Source organism: Muriicola sp., from assembly GCF_041567615.1.
In the GTDB taxonomy this organism is placed as follows: domain Bacteria; phylum Bacteroidota; class Bacteroidia; order Flavobacteriales; family Flavobacteriaceae; genus Muriicola.
Window position 1 is genome coordinate 1 of record NZ_JBFGBM010000047.1, and the last position, 14,765, is coordinate 14,765.

A 14,765-nucleotide genomic window follows, 5' to 3' on the forward strand; every position below is an offset into this window, starting at 1 on the left:
CGATGATGTTCTCGGCTGAGGCGACGAGATCCATGGCACCTCCCATCCCCTTGACCATTTTTCCGGGGATCTTCCAGTTGGCGATGTCTCCGTTCTCCGCCACTTCCATTGCTCCCAGGATGGTCAGGTCTACGTGTTGCCCCCTGATCATGGAGAAACTGAGGGCCGAATCAAAAAAGGAGGCTCCAGGGAGTGTGGTAATGGTTTGTTTCCCGGCATTGATAATATCGGCATCTTCCTCTCCTTCAAATGGGAAAGGACCCATCCCCAGAACACCGTTCTCGCTTTGAAACTCCACATGGATATCACGGCGTACGAAATTAGCCACCAATGTAGGGATCCCAATGCCCAGGTTGACGTAATAGCCATCCTTGACTTCCTTCGCTATCCTTTTTGCTATTCCATTCTTGTCCAGCATCAGTTACGGGTTCTTACGGTTCGTTGTTCGATTCTCTTTTCGTATTTCTCCCCCTTGAAGATCCTTTGCACAAAGATTCCGGGAATATGAATTTCATTGGGGTCCAGGGATCCGACAGGGAGCAATTCCTCTACCTCCGCCACCGTGATCTTCGCAGCGCCGCACATACAGGGGTTAAAATTCCGGGCGGTGCCTTTGAAGATCAGGTTACCGGCCTCATCCCCTTTCCATGCCTTTACAAAAGAGAAATCGGCCTTATAAGCGTATTCCAGCACGTACATCTTTCCATTGAACTCACGTGTTTCCTTGCCCTCCGCCACTTCGGTCCCGAAGCCGGCCGGGGTATAAAAGGCGGGAAATCCGGCCTGGGCCGCCCTGCATTTTTCAGCCAGGGTCCCCTGGGGCGTCAGTTCCACTTCCAGTTCTCCGCTGAGCATTTGACGTTCGAATTCATCATTCTCTCCCACATAGGAGGAAATCATTTTTCGGATCTGGTGCTTTTGCAACAACAATCCCAGGCCAAAGTCGTCTACCCCTGCATTATTGCTGATGCAGGTCAGGTCCTTGACCCCCAACCTGACCAGTTCGGCAATGGCGTTTTCCGGGATACCACAAAGACCAAACCCCCCCAGCATGAGGGTCATACCGTCTTTAACTCCTTGCAACGCTTCCTCAGGTCCTCCAACTGTTTTAGGGATCATAGCTCGTGTTTTTATTTAGAAATCGAGTTCCAGGTCGTCTTTCAGGTCATCTTCTTCTCCTACAGCCTGAATGACTTTAGAACAATCGAGATTTATGGTCATATTTTCCGGTGCCTGGAATTCCTCTTTTGAAACACCCAGATCAGGATCCTCATAATTCTTTTTCATGTACAGGGCCCAGATTGGTAAGGCCATGGAAGCGCCCTGCCCGTAGTTGATCGACTTAAAGTGGGTAGCCCGCTCTTCCCCTCCGACCCACACTCCGGTGACCAGGTTAGGGACCATCCCCATAAACCACCCATCACTTTGGTTTTGGGTCGTCCCTGTTTTCCCGGCGATAGGATTGGTAAATTCATAGGGATACCCGGTAATGATCTCCTTGTACAGAGCGTCGTTCTTATTGAAACTGTGCCTGAGCCGGGTTCCCGATCCCCCTTCCGTAACACCTTCCAGCAGGTTGATCATGGCATAGGCCACTTCCTTGCTCAAAACATCTTTGGTCTCGGGGACATACTCATAGAGCACGGTTCCGTTCTTGTCTTCGATACGGGTCACCATGACCGGCTTCACATAGACCCCCTGATTGGCAAAAGTCCCATAGGCTCCTACCATTTCATACACGTTAAAATCGGGCGTTCCCAGGGCAATAGAGGGTACTTCAGGGATCTCCCTGGTAAGGCCGAGGTTCTTGACAATGGAAACCACTGGTTTTGGCCCGACTTTATCGATGAGTTGTGCAGTCACCGTATTCACTGAATTTGCCAGAGCCCTTTTCAGGGTATACATGTTCCCGGAATACCTTCCGTCTGAGTTCTTTGGGCACCAGGGTTCGGGGTTACCGTGTTTCCCTGCTTCTATACAATACTGGCTGTCCGGCAGCTCGTCGCAGGGAGACATCCTGAGCTGGTCAATAGCGGCAGCATATACAAAGGGTTTGAAGGTAGATCCCGCCTGCCTGGCACCCTGGATCACATTGTCATACTGAAAATGCTTGTAGTTGATCCCCCCAACCCATGCTTTCACGTGGCCGGTTTGGGGTTCCATAGACATCATGGCCGTCCTGAGGATGGTCTTGTAGTATCTGATGGAATCCATAGGGGTCATCACAGTATCCTTCTCCCGGGTCTCACTGTTCCAGTCGAATACCGTCATCTCGGTTTTCTGGTTGAAGGATTCCCGGATCTCTTCTTCTGACTTCCCGGCTGCTTTCATAATTCGCCACCGTTCAGAATTCTTCATAGCCCTCTCCAGGATGGTCTTGATCTCCTCCCTCTCCAGGTCGAGGAAAGGCGTTGTCGGGTTACGCTGAGGCGTATTCTGATGAAAGAATTCCGCCTGCAGTCTTTTCATATGCTCTGCCACCGCATCTTCTGCATTCTTCTGCATCCTCGAGTCGATGGTCGTGTACACCTTGAGCCCGTCCAGGTAGATGTTCCAGGTGTCCCGTTCTCCTTCTGCCGTAACCGGTTTCGGGTTCTTTTTGAGCCAGTTGTTCAAAAATCCTTGCAGGTACATCCTGAAATAGGTCGCCAGGCCTTCCCGGTGCGATTCAGGGCTGAAATTGATGTCCATTTTCAGGGCCTGTAGGGAATCTTTCTCTTCCTCTGAGATATAGTCGTATTTTTCCATCTGGGAGAGGACGGTATTACGCCGGTCGAGTACCAGTTGTTCTCTTCGAATGGGATTGTATAAGGAGGAATTTTTCAGCATCCCGACAAGGACGGCAGACTCCTCGATTTTTAGGTCACGGGGTTCCTTTCCAAAATAGATCCTGGAAGCAGAACGGATCCCGTCTGCGTTATAGCCAAAATCGTAGATATTCATATACATGGCTATGATCTCCTCTTTCGTATAGTTCCGTTCGAGCCTTGTGGCGATGACCCATTCCTTGATCTTCTGGGTAACAGCCTGAAAGAGATTCTTTGACCTTACCCCCACGAACAACTGACGTGCCAACTGTTGAGAAATAGTGCTGGCACCTCCCCTCTGACCGAGGAAAATAAACGCCCTCATCGTGCCTATGCCGTCGATCCCCGAGTGTTCGTAGTATCGCGCATCTTCTGTAGCGACCAGGGCATTGACAAGGTTCTCCGGTAAGTCTTTATAGGCAACAGGGGTCCTGTTGTCATCCAGGTAAAACTTACCCAGCGTGGCCCCATCAGAGGATATGATCTCGGTAGCGAGATTGGTCTGTGGGTTTTCCAGCCTTTCAAAGGTCGGCATCTCCCCGAATACTCCCCATGCAGCGAGCAGGAAGATCAGGAACACGCCCAGGATACCACTGAGAAACAGGATCCAGAACCATTTGATAAACGGAAAAAAAGAATTGTCTACAGATTTTTTCTTTGCTCTTGCCATGTTCTATCGCCTTTCAATTTCCAGGCCTACATCGGTGATTCCCTGCAGTTCAGTTACACCCTCAACGCTTCCGTTTTTGCGCATGGCCTGTTCTATTCGTATAGTATATACGCCTGAAACGGGCAATTTGATGTTTTCCTTGTACCAAAGCTTATTTTCTTTAATACTTCCATACCCTAAACCCAGCCAGGCCCCGTCTGCCTCGGCCATCAGATACTCCAGGGTATCCCTTGTCGTCTCACCTTCAGGGGATTCCAATTCGGTGATCAGGAACAGGTTGCTGTAAGGAAAACTCTCATCGTTCCTGATATGGATATAGAGATCATAGGCCTGGTCCGGACTCAATTCAGGGGTCTCGAATTCCACAATATCATCCCTGTTCCACCTGCCGTTCTCAAGGGCGTGGAATTCAGAGAACTCCACGGCATTGCCACATCCGGTCAGTCCCCCCAGCAGAAAGATCAAAAGGTATTTTGCTCTATGCATTTTTCCTCGAGGATTTTGCGGGATTCCTCCTCCTTTTGTTGTTCTTTTTCCTTCTTTTTTTCTGCTTTGGGCGGTCGAATCGGGTGAGACTGTCCTGCCCTGAGGAATTGTCGAATAGCGTAGCCTCCCTTTCCACATTGTCCGTGGCATAGATCTCCAGGCTTGCCACTTTTTCCTTCGACTTGTTCTTCTGTATGATCTCCTGTACCTGCTCCTTTGTCAGAGTATGCCAGCGGGACGGATCGTCCTTGTAGGAGTACCAAAGCAATCCCTTGAAAATATCCGTTTTCTGGCAAAAAGCAGTCCCCTTTTCTGTGTAGAGCTTGCTTTCCTGCGGTGGGAAATCTTTAAGGGCTTCGAGGTACATGTCGAGTTCGTAGTTGAGGCAGCATTTCAACTTACCGCACTGCCCTGCGAGTTTTTGAGGGTTCAGGGAAAGTTGCTGATATCTCGCAGCAGAGGTGCTGACCGACCTGAAATCTGTGAGCCAGGTGGAACAGCAGAGTTCCCTGCCACAGGAACCGATGCCACCGAGTCTCTGGGCCTCCTGTCGGTATCCTATCTGTCTCATTTCGATCCGGATCCCAAAGGCTTTCGCCATGTCCTTGATCAGCTGTCTGAAGTCTACCCTGTCTTCTGCGGTATAGTAAAAAGTAGCCTTGGAACCGTCTCCCTGAAATTCCACATCTGAGATCTTCATTTGAAGTCTGAGCAAAATGGCCATTTCACGCGACCTTTTCTTGATCTCATCTTCCTTCCCCCTGCATTTCTGCCATTTGTCTATATCCTTCTGTGTAGCTTTTCTGTAGATCTTGGGTAACTCCGTATCGTCATGGGCTACCTTTTTCTTTTTCATCTGGATACGGACGAGTTCTCCGACCAGTGTCACAATGCCGACATCGTGGCCTGATTTTGCCTGGGTAGCCACAATATCACCGATGGAAAGACTGATGTCTTCCGGAACCCGGAAGAATTCCTTCCTGCTGTTTTTAAACCGTACCTCCACACAGTCGAAGCGTTTCTCCCCATTGGGAAGAGACATGTTGGAGAGCCAGTCAAATACCGTTAACTTATTACAACCATCCGTACCGCAAGTACCATTGTTCTTGCATCCCCTAGGTTGTCCATCCTTGACGGTTGAACAACTGCTACAACCCATAATGTTTTATCTTGATTTGGACAAATGCAGTGCCTTTGCCCAAAAAAGGTTCATAAAAATTACTATGGGTAAAGATACTATTTTTTTAGTGTGAAGTAAAATCAGTACCGACTGCCTGTTCAGGGTTTTTTTTGTACACCAGGACCTCCGATCTGCCTTTTTTGAAGATCTTATTGCTCACGGTTTTTCCCTTCCTCAGCTCCTTTTGAACCTCCTCGGGTAAGGCATGGATCTCTTTACAAGCCTCGGAACAGCAGTAGTCCATCTTAGCCGCACAGGACTCGCATTGGATGAACAGCAGGTGGCAGGCCTCGTTGGCACAATTCACGTGGGTGTCACAAGGCTCCCCACACTGATGGCAATTGGAGATGATGTCATCAGAGATGCGTTCACTCCTCCTCTGGTCAAAGACGAAATTCTTGCCCATGAACTTGTTCTCCAGTCCTTTTGCTTTTACCTGCCGGGTATAGTCGATGATACCGCCTTCCAGTTGATAGACCTGCTTGAATCCCTTGTGTTTGTAGTATGCGCTGGCTTTTTCACATCGGATGCCTCCGGTACAATACATAACAAGCTTTTTGTCTTCTTTGAAGCCTGATAGCTGTTTTTCTATGATATCGAGTGAGTCCCGGAAGGTATCCACATCTGGGGTAATGGCATTTTTAAAATGGCCGATTTCACTTTCGTAATGGTTGCGCATGTCAACCAGGAGGGTATCCGGGTCCTCGACGAGTTCGTTGAACTGCTCTGCCCCCACGTGGATCCCCTTGTCGGTAACATCAAAAGTGTCGTCGTTCAGGCCGTCTGCCACGATCTTGTCGCGCACTTTGATCTTCAGTTTCAGGAAGGATTTGTTGTCCTGTTCGATGGCGATGTTCAATCGGACGTTTTCCAGGAAACTGATACTGTCCAGATGGGCTTTAAAGGCTTCAAAATTCTCGGCGGGAACCGATAGTTGGGCATTGATACCTTCATGGGCCACATAGATCCTGCCCAGGACTTCAAGGGCGTCCCATGCCAGAAAAATATAGTTCCTGAAGATCTGAGGATTACCGATGTGTGCGTATCTGTAGAAGGAAATCGTGAGGCGGTCCTTGCCGGCCTCTTCAATGAGGGCTTCCCTTTCTTTCGCACTTAATGTATTGTACAGTTGCATGCTATACCGTAATTAAGGTGAATGAAATGAGGTACAAAAGTACAACTTTTACAGGGTAATCAAATAAAAAAGGGCCCTGAATGATGTCAGGACCCTTTTCGATCACTTTAAGGAAATCTTCTTTTCCATAGTAGTCAAAACCAATAAAGTGAACAAGAATTAATGATGCTTTTGAAGTAGATGGGATTATTTTAAAAAGGTTGCTTTTCTGATTGTGATATGCAAAAAGAAGTGGTAATTTAGTCACCCTTTTAATTTAAGACACAGAAGACATGAGCAGTGAGAAAGAAGCCAAGTTGAAAGCCCTTAAACTTACCCTGGACAAACTCGACAAGACCTATGGGAAGGGGGCTGTAATGAAGATGGGGGATGATGTGGTCGCCGATGTGGAGGTGATCTCATCGGGTTCGCTCGGTCTGGACATCGCCCTGGGAGTTGGAGGTTATCCAAGAGGCAGGGTGATTGAGATCTATGGTCCCGAATCGTCAGGAAAAACAACCCTGACCCTGCATGCGATCGCTGAAGCACAAAAGAAAGGTGGGATTGCAGCTTTTATTGATGCAGAACACGCATTCGACCGTTTTTATGCCCAAAAGCTGGGCGTTGATATTGATAACCTGATCATTTCACAACCCGATCACGGGGAGCAGGCCCTCGAGATCGCAGATAATTTGATCCGTTCCGGGGCCATCGACATCGTGATCATCGACTCCGTGGCCGCCCTTACACCAAAAAGCGAGATCGAAGGCGAGATGGGGGATTCCAAGATGGGGCTGCACGCCCGACTCATGTCGCAAGCGTTGAGGAAACTCACCGCATCCATAAGCAAGACCCATTGTACCGTGATCTTTATCAACCAGTTGAGGGAAAAGATCGGGGTAATGTTTGGTAATCCAGAGACCACTACGGGTGGTAATGCCCTTAAATTCTATGCATCGGTCAGGCTCGATATCCGCAGATCTACACAGATCAAGGATACCGATGGCAATGTGCAGGGTAATAAGACCCGGGTGAAAGTCGTGAAGAACAAAGTGGCCCCACCCTTCAAGACGGCCGAATTCGACATCATGTACGGGGAAGGGATCTCCAAGGTTGGGGAGATCCTCGATCTGGGGGTTGAATTCGAGATCATCAAAAAGAGTGGCTCCTGGTTCAGTTACGGTGATACCAAGCTCGGACAGGGAAGGGATGCCGTAAAAGTCCTTCTTCAGGACAATCCTGAGCTGCTTGAAGAACTCGAGGCTAAGATCAAAGAGGCCATTACCGCCATTAAGGTATAGACCTTCTCTACCAGCCCAAAGCAACCTTTATCCCTTAATTTCATCTTAAGGAAAACCTGTAATGAGATGAGCTTTAAGAAACCCATATCCCTGTTGCTTTGCGTCGTTTTTTTCGGGCTTTCATCCTGTAAGCTGGAAGATGACCGCGTGAATTTCAGATTTGTCCCCCTGCAGATCCTGAGTGCAGATCTTCCGGAGTCTTTTGAACTCAATGAGACCTACGAGATCAGGGTGACCTACCTGCGCCCCAGCGCCTGTATTTTCTTCGAAGGATTTGATATCACCAAAGAAGGAGTGACCACGCGAAACGTGGTCGCTATCGGCTCAGATTTCTACGAAGAAGTTTGTACGCTGGCTACTGAGGAGCTAGAAGCCTCATTCAATTTTATTTGTCTTTATGATGAGCCCTATCTCTTCCGTTTCTGGACCGGGGAGGATGAAAATGGGAATCAGCAGTACTTAGAGGTGGAAGTCCCCGTGAATTGATCCTAATATAGGGCACAGGGATCTAAATCTAACCAACATTTTGGATCTGAAAAAGCTCATACATCGTTGCGTAAAAGGAGACAGGAAAGCACAGGAAAAGCTTTACCGAAAGTATTCCAGTGTCTTATTTGGACTTTGCCTGAAATATTCACGCAATAAGATGGAAGCCGAAGACAATCTGCACGATAGCTTTCTCACCATCTATGACAAGATAGACCAGTTCAAGTTCAAGGGTTCCTTCGAAGGTTGGTTAAAGCGGATCACTGTGAATACGGTGTTGCAAAAATACCGAAAGGACCAATACATGAACGTGGTAACTGAAAATATAAAAGAGGAAGAAGAGGTGGAATTCGAATATGCCGATGTCCCGCTCTCAACCCTATTACAATACGTACAGGAGTTGCCTGCAAAATACAGACTCACCTTCAATCTGTTCGTGCTGGACGGGTACACCCACAAGGAGATCAGCGAAATGCTGGGAACCTCAACGGGCACCTCGAAATCTAATCTCTCCAGGGCAAAAATGATCCTGAAGGAGAAGTTAAAGAAAGAAAATATCAACATTGCTTAATTCCATGGGCATGAAACAGAAAGACATAGAAAAGGTATTCCGGGAAAAGCTAGAAAATTTCAGTCAGATCCCTGAGGAACACGTCTGGGAAAGGGTATCGGCTTCACTGGACAAAAGAAAAAGCAAACGAAGGATCCTTCCCGTGTGGTGGCGAATAGCCGGGGTGGCGGCCTTGCTTATTGCAGGTCTTTTCCTCTTCCTTCCGGAAGGAGATACTCCTAACGCTCCAGAATCCGTATCGGGCACCCAATCCGATAGTCCTGCTAATTCTGAACCGGGGCTAATGGACTCTGAAAAGGCAGCAGACGAAAAAGGTGCGATCGTAGTCTCCAAAGAGAATTCTGCGGATGATCGGGAAACCTTAAAAAGAGGTCAGGAAGAAACCGTTAATGAAAACATCAAAGCTAATGGGATGAATATCTCTTCTTCAAAAGCGCAGACCACCCTGGCCCGGAACGAATCTTCGAACACCGGAGCTGCTGCAGAGAAGGTGGAAGAGCCTTCCCGAATGGCTGCCGCTGAATCGAATGAATTAGCTTTAGGGCTTACGCCTTCAGCCGGGCAGGAGAATGGAAAGAAGAACATGGAGAAAGAGGTTTTGCCCGAAGGAGTTGTGGCAAAGAATGCAGAGAAAGAACAGGCTGAGGAAGTCCCAGATCCCGAAAGTGAGAAAACGGTCGAAATACCCTCCATTCTGGAAGCCATTGCAGCCCAGGAAGAAGAGTTGGTCGAAGAAAAACCAGAAGGAAGATGGGAAGTAGGTCCTCGGGTAGCTCCTGTCTACTTCAGTTCACTTGCCCAGGGTTCTCCTATTCATTCCAGTTTCAGGGACAATGCAAAATCAGGAAATGTCAATATGAGTTATGGCGTCTCCGTGAGCTACGAACTCGCAAAAAGGCTGAAAGTGAGATCTGGGGTACACAGGGTCGATTTTGGCTATGACACACAGGACGTATCCTTTTCCTCCTCCTTAAATGCCAATACCAATGGGATCATCAACAACATCGACTACAATCTCAGTTCGAGGAATCTCGTGGTGAGGAGCAATACGAACAGTGGAAAATTGGAGCTGGAAAATGCACAGGATGTGGCCGGACCTGATCCTTCCCTGAACGGGAAAATGGTGCAGGAATTCGGGTACCTCGAAGTGCCCCTCGAACTCACCTATGCACTGGTTGAGCGCAAGGTGGGCGTCAGCCTTGTAGGCGGGATAAGCTCCCTTTTCCTCACCAATAACACTGTGGTCCTTGAATCGAACGGGAATATTACTGAGATGGGGGAGGCAAACAACATCAATGATCTCAACTTCAGTACGAATTTTGGAGTGGGCCTCTCCTATGAGATCAACGATAATTTGCGACTGAACCTGGAACCCATGTTCAAATATCAGCTCAACACATTTACGGATACCTCCGGGAATTTTCAACCCTTTTCTATGGGGGTCTATTCCGGACTCAATTTCCGGTTCTAAGATGTTGGTTAGGTTGGTTACTGCCTTCTAAGTAACCCTGAGGCACCCCGCAACCCTGCGGGGTGTTTATTATACTGTTCTGTATATTTACTACTACACAGGACCTTCCTGCAATTTCCTCAACATAAAATCCCTGGTGCTGTCCCTTAAAGGAATTGCCTGATTTTCGCGCAGAGTTTCTGTGTTGATAAACGGGTAAACATGTACCCGTAAAATTCCGGGGCCGCTACCCTTTATAGTAAAGGGAAAGCGTTCCTTTACATCGAAAAATATCATGGGAACGATCGGTATTTTATGTGAAATCCCCATCTTAAAAGCCCCGTCCTTAAATTGGTCGAGGACCACTTCCTCGGGGGGTACACCTCCCTCTGGAAAGATGCAGATGCTCAGTCCCTGATCGAGCCTGCGCTGTGCCCGCCAGTAAACGCCCATCCGACTTTTACTGTTGTCCCGGTCTACCATGATGCAGACCCTTTTATAGAAAAATCCGAAGATAGGGATCCTGACCAGTTCTTTTTTCCCAACGAAAACGAAGGGATTCCGACTGGCTCTCAACATGAGCATGATGTCCAGCATGCTCGTATGGTTAGCGATCAGCATGTAACTTTTACCGGGTATCAGCTTTTCGTGATACCTGATCCTTGGGATACATCCCATTCCGTAAAGGATCAAATTGGCCCAAATGTTCCTGGCCATCCAGAAAAACTGGGGATAGGTCTTTTCTGAAAGGGTAAGAATCACCAGAATAGGGGAGAAAAGTAAAATCGGAATGGCCACCAGTATGTAAAACCAAATGCGGTACAGCAATTGGCCTACCCAGAGTATACCCTTTAACATGGAATCAAAAATAACAATTTTAGCAGGGTTCTAGGATTTCTTTTACTTTTGTCATTCTTTACCAGAAGGCCTATGGCACGAATATTAACAGGGATCCAAAGTACAGGCACACCGCATCTGGGCAACCTCCTGGGCGCGATCATCCCGGCCATTGAAATGGCCGAAGATGCCCGTAATGAGTCCTTTCTTTTTATTGCGGATATGCACTCCCTCACCCAGATCAAAAACGGGGAAGAGTTGCGGATGAATACCTACGCCACTGCCGCTGCCTGGCTGGCTTTTGGTCTGGATGTGGAGAAAACGGTCTTCTACCGTCAGAGCGATGTGCCCCAGGTCACGGAACTGGCCTGGTACCTGAGTTGTTTCTTTCCCTACCAGAGACTGACACTCGCCCATTCCTTTAAGGATAAGGCAGACAGGCTGGGAGATGTCAACGCCGGCCTGTTCACCTATCCCATGCTGATGGCAGCAGACATCCTGCTGTACGACGCAGATATCGTCCCGGTGGGAAAAGATCAGCTTCAGCACCTGGAAATGACCAGGGATGTAGCCTCGCGCTTCCACACCCAACTGGGGGATACCTTCGTGATGCCCGAAGCCAAAGTAAAGGAAGAGACCATGTATATCCCCGGGACGGACGGTGAAAAAATGAGTAAGAGCAAGGGTAATCTCATCGACATCTTCCTTCCTGAAAAACAACTCAAGAAACAGATCATGGGGATTCAGACGGACAGCACTCCTCTTGAAGATCCCAAAGACCCGGATAAGGACACTGTCTTTGCCCTGTACTCCCTTCTGGCCTCCCCTGCCGAAGTAAAACAGATGAGAGAAAATTACCTGGGCGGGAATTACGGCTACGGTCACGCTAAAAAGGCTTTACTGGAATGCATTCTCGAGAAATTTGAGGTGCCCAGGAAAAAGTTCGTCTACTATATGGAAAACCTGTCTGAAGTCGATGAATTATTGCATCTGGGATCCCAAAAAGCGCAAAAAGTGGCCGATAATGTGCTACTGAGGGTCAGGGAAAAACTGGGTTATTAGAATTTCACCAAACCGACGTATCGGTCTGTTCCTTTCTCTTCAGATTTACCTTATCTATCCTATTCCCTGGTTCTACGGGATTAATGATCGATGAAATGCGACTGGTATAGCTTTTCTTTCACCTATATGAACCTCTACAAACCCACTAGTCTGTTTAGGCTGTTCAGGTGGCCTCAAAAAATTTTCCCGGCAGTGGCCGGACTGCCCCTTTCATCTCCATGGAAAGCAATGCAGAGGCCGTCCTGCCAATAGAAAGACCACTCTTCATAGCGATGTCATCGAGTTTTATTCGACCCCCTTCTTCTAATTGAGAAAAAATCCTTTGTTCTTCACTGTCTAATTGAACAAAGAGTTGTTTTTGAACGACCGGTTGGGTCTTTTCCTCTAGGTCCCAGTTCAGATGATAGATAAGATCTGCAGCTGAGGTCAGCATATGGGCTTTTTGTGTCTTTATCAAGGCGTTGGTCCCCTCACTGTATAGGTCTGTGGGCCGACCCGGTACGGCGAATACATCCCGGTTATACCCATTTGCCATCTCCGCAGTGACCAGGCTGCCGCCCTTTTCCCCTGACTCAATAACTACAGTGGCTTCGCTCATACCCGCTATGATCCGGTTTCTTTTGAGAAAATTATTCCTTTCCGGCTTACTAATACTCCAGAATTCTGTGAGAAACCCTCCATTTTGTTCCACAGGCCTGCAGAATCTTTGATGTGACCTGGGGTATATCTGGTTCAAACCATGCGCCAGGCAGCCTATGGTCTGTAAGCCGAAATCCAATGCGGCCTCGTGGACACAGATATCCACCCCGTAGGCAAACCCACTCACAATTACCGGGTTTAAGGGCCTGAGTTCCTCTATGAGATTCCTGCAAAATTCACCTCCCTGCCGGGTCATGTTTCGGGTTCCAACGATGCTGAGGATCCTATGCCCTTCCAGGTGTATATTCCCCTTCGCAAAGAGAAGCAAAGGGCCATCAGGACAGTGATTTAAATATGGGGGATACCTTTGGTCCGTAAATGGAATGACTTCAATCCCCCGGTCCGCGATATAACGGAATTCCTTTACGGCCGATTTGAGATATCGGATATCCCGGAGATGGTGAATATGCCAGGTGCCAATCCCTTTGAGCTCCAGAAGAGTACTCTTTTTCTCTTTAAAGATCCCAGCCGCACTGCCGCATCGCTGTATGAGCTTTCTGGCTGAGATTTCTCCCAGGTTGGGAATGGCCTGGAGTCGTAATAAAGAAATTATTTCCTCATTCATCATCTCGCAACATCAATTTCTCACAAACAAAACCGTCAAATAGTTATGTTGATAAAAAGTCATACGGTGTTTTGAAGCAGGTCTATTTTTTTTCATCTTTGTTATGATGAGTGCCTCGGAATACATACAAGAACTTCTATACAGGTATAATTGCGTTGTTATTCCCGAATTCGGTGCATTGCTGACGCACGTGAAACCCGCCTCCATAGACAAAGCTGCTAATACATTCCACCCCCCTTCCAAGGTGCTGTCCTTCAACAGTCAGCTCCAATCCAACGACGGCCTGCTTATCTCTTACATGGCGGAGGCTGAAAAGTCCTCCTACGAGGAGATTCAGGACAGGTTGGCGGCAAAGGTAAAGGACTGGAAAGCACAATTAAAGCAGGGAGAGGCCCTCGTGCTTGAAAATATCGGATCCTTCAAACCTACCCGGGAAGGGAAACTTATTTTTCAGCCGGCCCGTCACACCAATTATCTCACCTCTTCTTTTGGTCTTAGTCCGATCGTCTCCAAACCCATTCTCAGGGAAGTTCTGAAACAGGAGGTGGAAGAGATCGAAGAAAAGGTTCCGTTTATCATCACACGGGAAGAACGGGAGAAGAGCAATTTCAGACCTTTGCTTAAGTATGCGGCCATTGTTTTACTTGCCATTTCAGCAGGATTCAGCGGGTACCTCACTTATGATCAGGCACAGGTCAATACCGCCCTGTCTCAGCAAAAAGCCCAGGAGATCATATCCAGCAGCATACAGGAAGCGACCTTTTTTGATACCAAACCCCTCGAACTTCCGGTATTCCGGTTAGAGGTGGAAAAGAATACCAGAAAACGTCACCATATTATTGCCGGCGCCTTCAGAGAAAGGAGTAATGCTGACAGGAAGATCAGCCAATTGCGCAAAAAAGGTTTTGATGCCTTTTATGTAGGCCAGAATAAATTCGGTTTATACCAGGTGGCCTTTGAGAGCCATGATACCCCCAGGGAAGCTCTCGATGCGCTGAAAAGGATCCGGGCGACGGAATCCAAAGACGCCTGGATGCTTTCCGTAAAATAGTATCCTTGTCTTTTCCCGGCTTTGTTTAGCTCGTATCTTTGCGAAAACTTATCCCATGAATCCCAAGACACCCAGTGATTCCAGGACCGTGATGACCGACCTGGTACTTCCCAGTGAAACCAATCCGCTTAACAACCTCTTCGGGGGCGAATTACTGGCCAGGATGGACAGGGCCGCCAGTATCACAGCGAGAAGGCACAGCCGCCGTGTAGCCGTTACTGCTTCTGTAAACCATGTAGCTTTTAACAGGTCCGTGCCCCTGGGGAGCGTGGTAACCCTGGAAGCGGCAATTTCCAGGACGTTCAGGACCTCCATGGAGGTGTATATCGATGTCTGGATGGAAGATCGGGTAAGCGGGGAAAGAACGAAAGCAAACGAGGCCATTTATACATTCGTGGCTGTCGATGAAACCGGAAAACCTACTGTAGTACCTCCAATTGAGCCCGAAACTGAGCTGGAAAAATTAAGGTTTGACGGGGCCCTGAG

General features: G+C 48.2%; 15 protein-coding genes. 7 read left to right on the forward strand and 8 right to left on the reverse strand.

The window, feature by feature from the left end; translation table 11 throughout:
* The 6 genes from ABYP73_RS04950 to ABYP73_RS04975 form a co-directional block, all read right to left on the reverse strand.
* On the reverse strand, nucleotides 1-418 hold a 418-nt coding region (locus ABYP73_RS04950; protein ID WP_372973623.1), incomplete at its 3' end, for a CoA-transferase.
* Entirely contained in the window at nucleotides 418-1,119 is a 702-nt protein-coding gene (locus tag ABYP73_RS04955) for a CoA transferase subunit A (protein WP_372973624.1), read from the reverse strand. The genes ABYP73_RS04955 and ABYP73_RS04950, both read right to left, overlap by 1 nt.
* Before the next feature lie 15 nt (nucleotides 1,120-1,134).
* On the reverse strand, nucleotides 1,135-3,477 hold the full coding sequence (locus ABYP73_RS04960; protein ID WP_372973625.1) for a penicillin-binding protein 1A: 2,343 nt from the start codon (nucleotides 3,475-3,477) through the stop codon (nucleotides 1,135-1,137).
* A gap of 3 nt (nucleotides 3,478-3,480) precedes the next feature.
* The gene (locus ABYP73_RS04965) at nucleotides 3,481-3,963 is read right to left on the reverse strand and encodes a gliding motility lipoprotein GldH (RefSeq protein WP_372945674.1); all 483 of its coding nucleotides are present in this window, start codon (nucleotides 3,961-3,963) and stop codon (nucleotides 3,481-3,483) included.
* Nucleotides 3,956-5,122: a stage 0 sporulation family protein gene (locus ABYP73_RS04970; protein ID WP_372945675.1), complete on the reverse strand. Its 1,167-nt coding sequence runs from the start codon at nucleotides 5,120-5,122 to the stop codon at nucleotides 3,956-3,958. The genes ABYP73_RS04965 and ABYP73_RS04970 overlap by 8 nt, the downstream gene beginning before the upstream one ends.
* An 85-nt stretch (nucleotides 5,123-5,207) precedes the next feature.
* Nucleotides 5,208-6,278 carry a rhodanese-related sulfurtransferase gene (locus tag ABYP73_RS04975; protein WP_372973626.1) on the reverse strand — a complete coding sequence of 357 codons (1,071 nt, stop codon included), beginning with the start codon at nucleotides 6,276-6,278 and terminating at the stop codon, nucleotides 5,208-5,210.
* Nucleotides 6,279-6,550: 272 nt separating this feature from the next.
* Here ABYP73_RS04975 and recA point away from each other — a divergent pair, with 272 nt between their 5' ends.
* From recA to ABYP73_RS04995, 4 genes are all read left to right on the forward strand, one after another.
* Nucleotides 6,551-7,558, forward strand: coding sequence for a recombinase RecA (gene recA, locus ABYP73_RS04980; protein ID WP_372945677.1), 1,008 nt, complete (start codon nucleotides 6,551-6,553; stop codon nucleotides 7,556-7,558).
* A 66-nt stretch (nucleotides 7,559-7,624) separates the two neighbouring features.
* Nucleotides 7,625-8,044, forward strand: a complete 420-nt coding sequence (locus tag ABYP73_RS04985; RefSeq protein WP_372945678.1) for a hypothetical protein — start codon at nucleotides 7,625-7,627, stop codon at nucleotides 8,042-8,044.
* Nucleotides 8,045-8,084: 40 nt separating this feature from the next.
* Entirely contained in the window at nucleotides 8,085-8,615 is a 531-nt protein-coding gene (locus ABYP73_RS04990; protein ID WP_372973627.1) for an RNA polymerase sigma factor, read from the forward strand.
* A gap of 10 nt (nucleotides 8,616-8,625) precedes the next feature.
* On the forward strand, nucleotides 8,626-10,086 hold the full coding sequence (locus ABYP73_RS04995) for an outer membrane beta-barrel protein (protein WP_372973628.1): 1,461 nt from the start codon (nucleotides 8,626-8,628) through the stop codon (nucleotides 10,084-10,086).
* A gap of 93 nt (nucleotides 10,087-10,179) precedes the next feature.
* On the opposite strand, the gene ABYP73_RS05000 is transcribed toward ABYP73_RS04995, so the two are convergent.
* Nucleotides 10,180-10,923, reverse strand: coding sequence for a lysophospholipid acyltransferase family protein (locus ABYP73_RS05000; RefSeq protein ID WP_372973629.1), 744 nt, complete (start codon nucleotides 10,921-10,923; stop codon nucleotides 10,180-10,182).
* Nucleotides 10,924-10,995: 72 nt separating this feature from the next.
* Between ABYP73_RS05000 and trpS the strand changes: the two genes are divergently transcribed.
* On the forward strand, nucleotides 10,996-11,964 hold the full coding sequence (gene trpS, locus ABYP73_RS05005; RefSeq protein ID WP_372945964.1) for a tryptophan--tRNA ligase: 969 nt from the start codon (nucleotides 10,996-10,998) through the stop codon (nucleotides 11,962-11,964).
* Between the two features lie 163 nt (nucleotides 11,965-12,127).
* Here trpS and dprA read toward each other — a convergent pair whose 3' ends face one another.
* The gene (gene dprA / locus ABYP73_RS05010) at nucleotides 12,128-13,231 is read right to left on the reverse strand and encodes a DNA-processing protein DprA (protein WP_372973630.1); all 1,104 of its coding nucleotides are present in this window, start codon (nucleotides 13,229-13,231) and stop codon (nucleotides 12,128-12,130) included.
* A gap of 100 nt (nucleotides 13,232-13,331) precedes the next feature.
* Here dprA and ABYP73_RS05015 point away from each other — a divergent pair, with 100 nt between their 5' ends.
* Nucleotides 13,332-14,279: an SPOR domain-containing protein gene (locus ABYP73_RS05015; protein WP_372973631.1), complete on the forward strand. Its 948-nt coding sequence runs from the start codon at nucleotides 13,332-13,334 to the stop codon at nucleotides 14,277-14,279.
* Between the two features lie 55 nt (nucleotides 14,280-14,334).
* The coding region (locus tag ABYP73_RS05020) for an acyl-CoA thioesterase (protein WP_372973632.1) at nucleotides 14,335-14,765 on the forward strand (431 nt) is incomplete at its 3' end.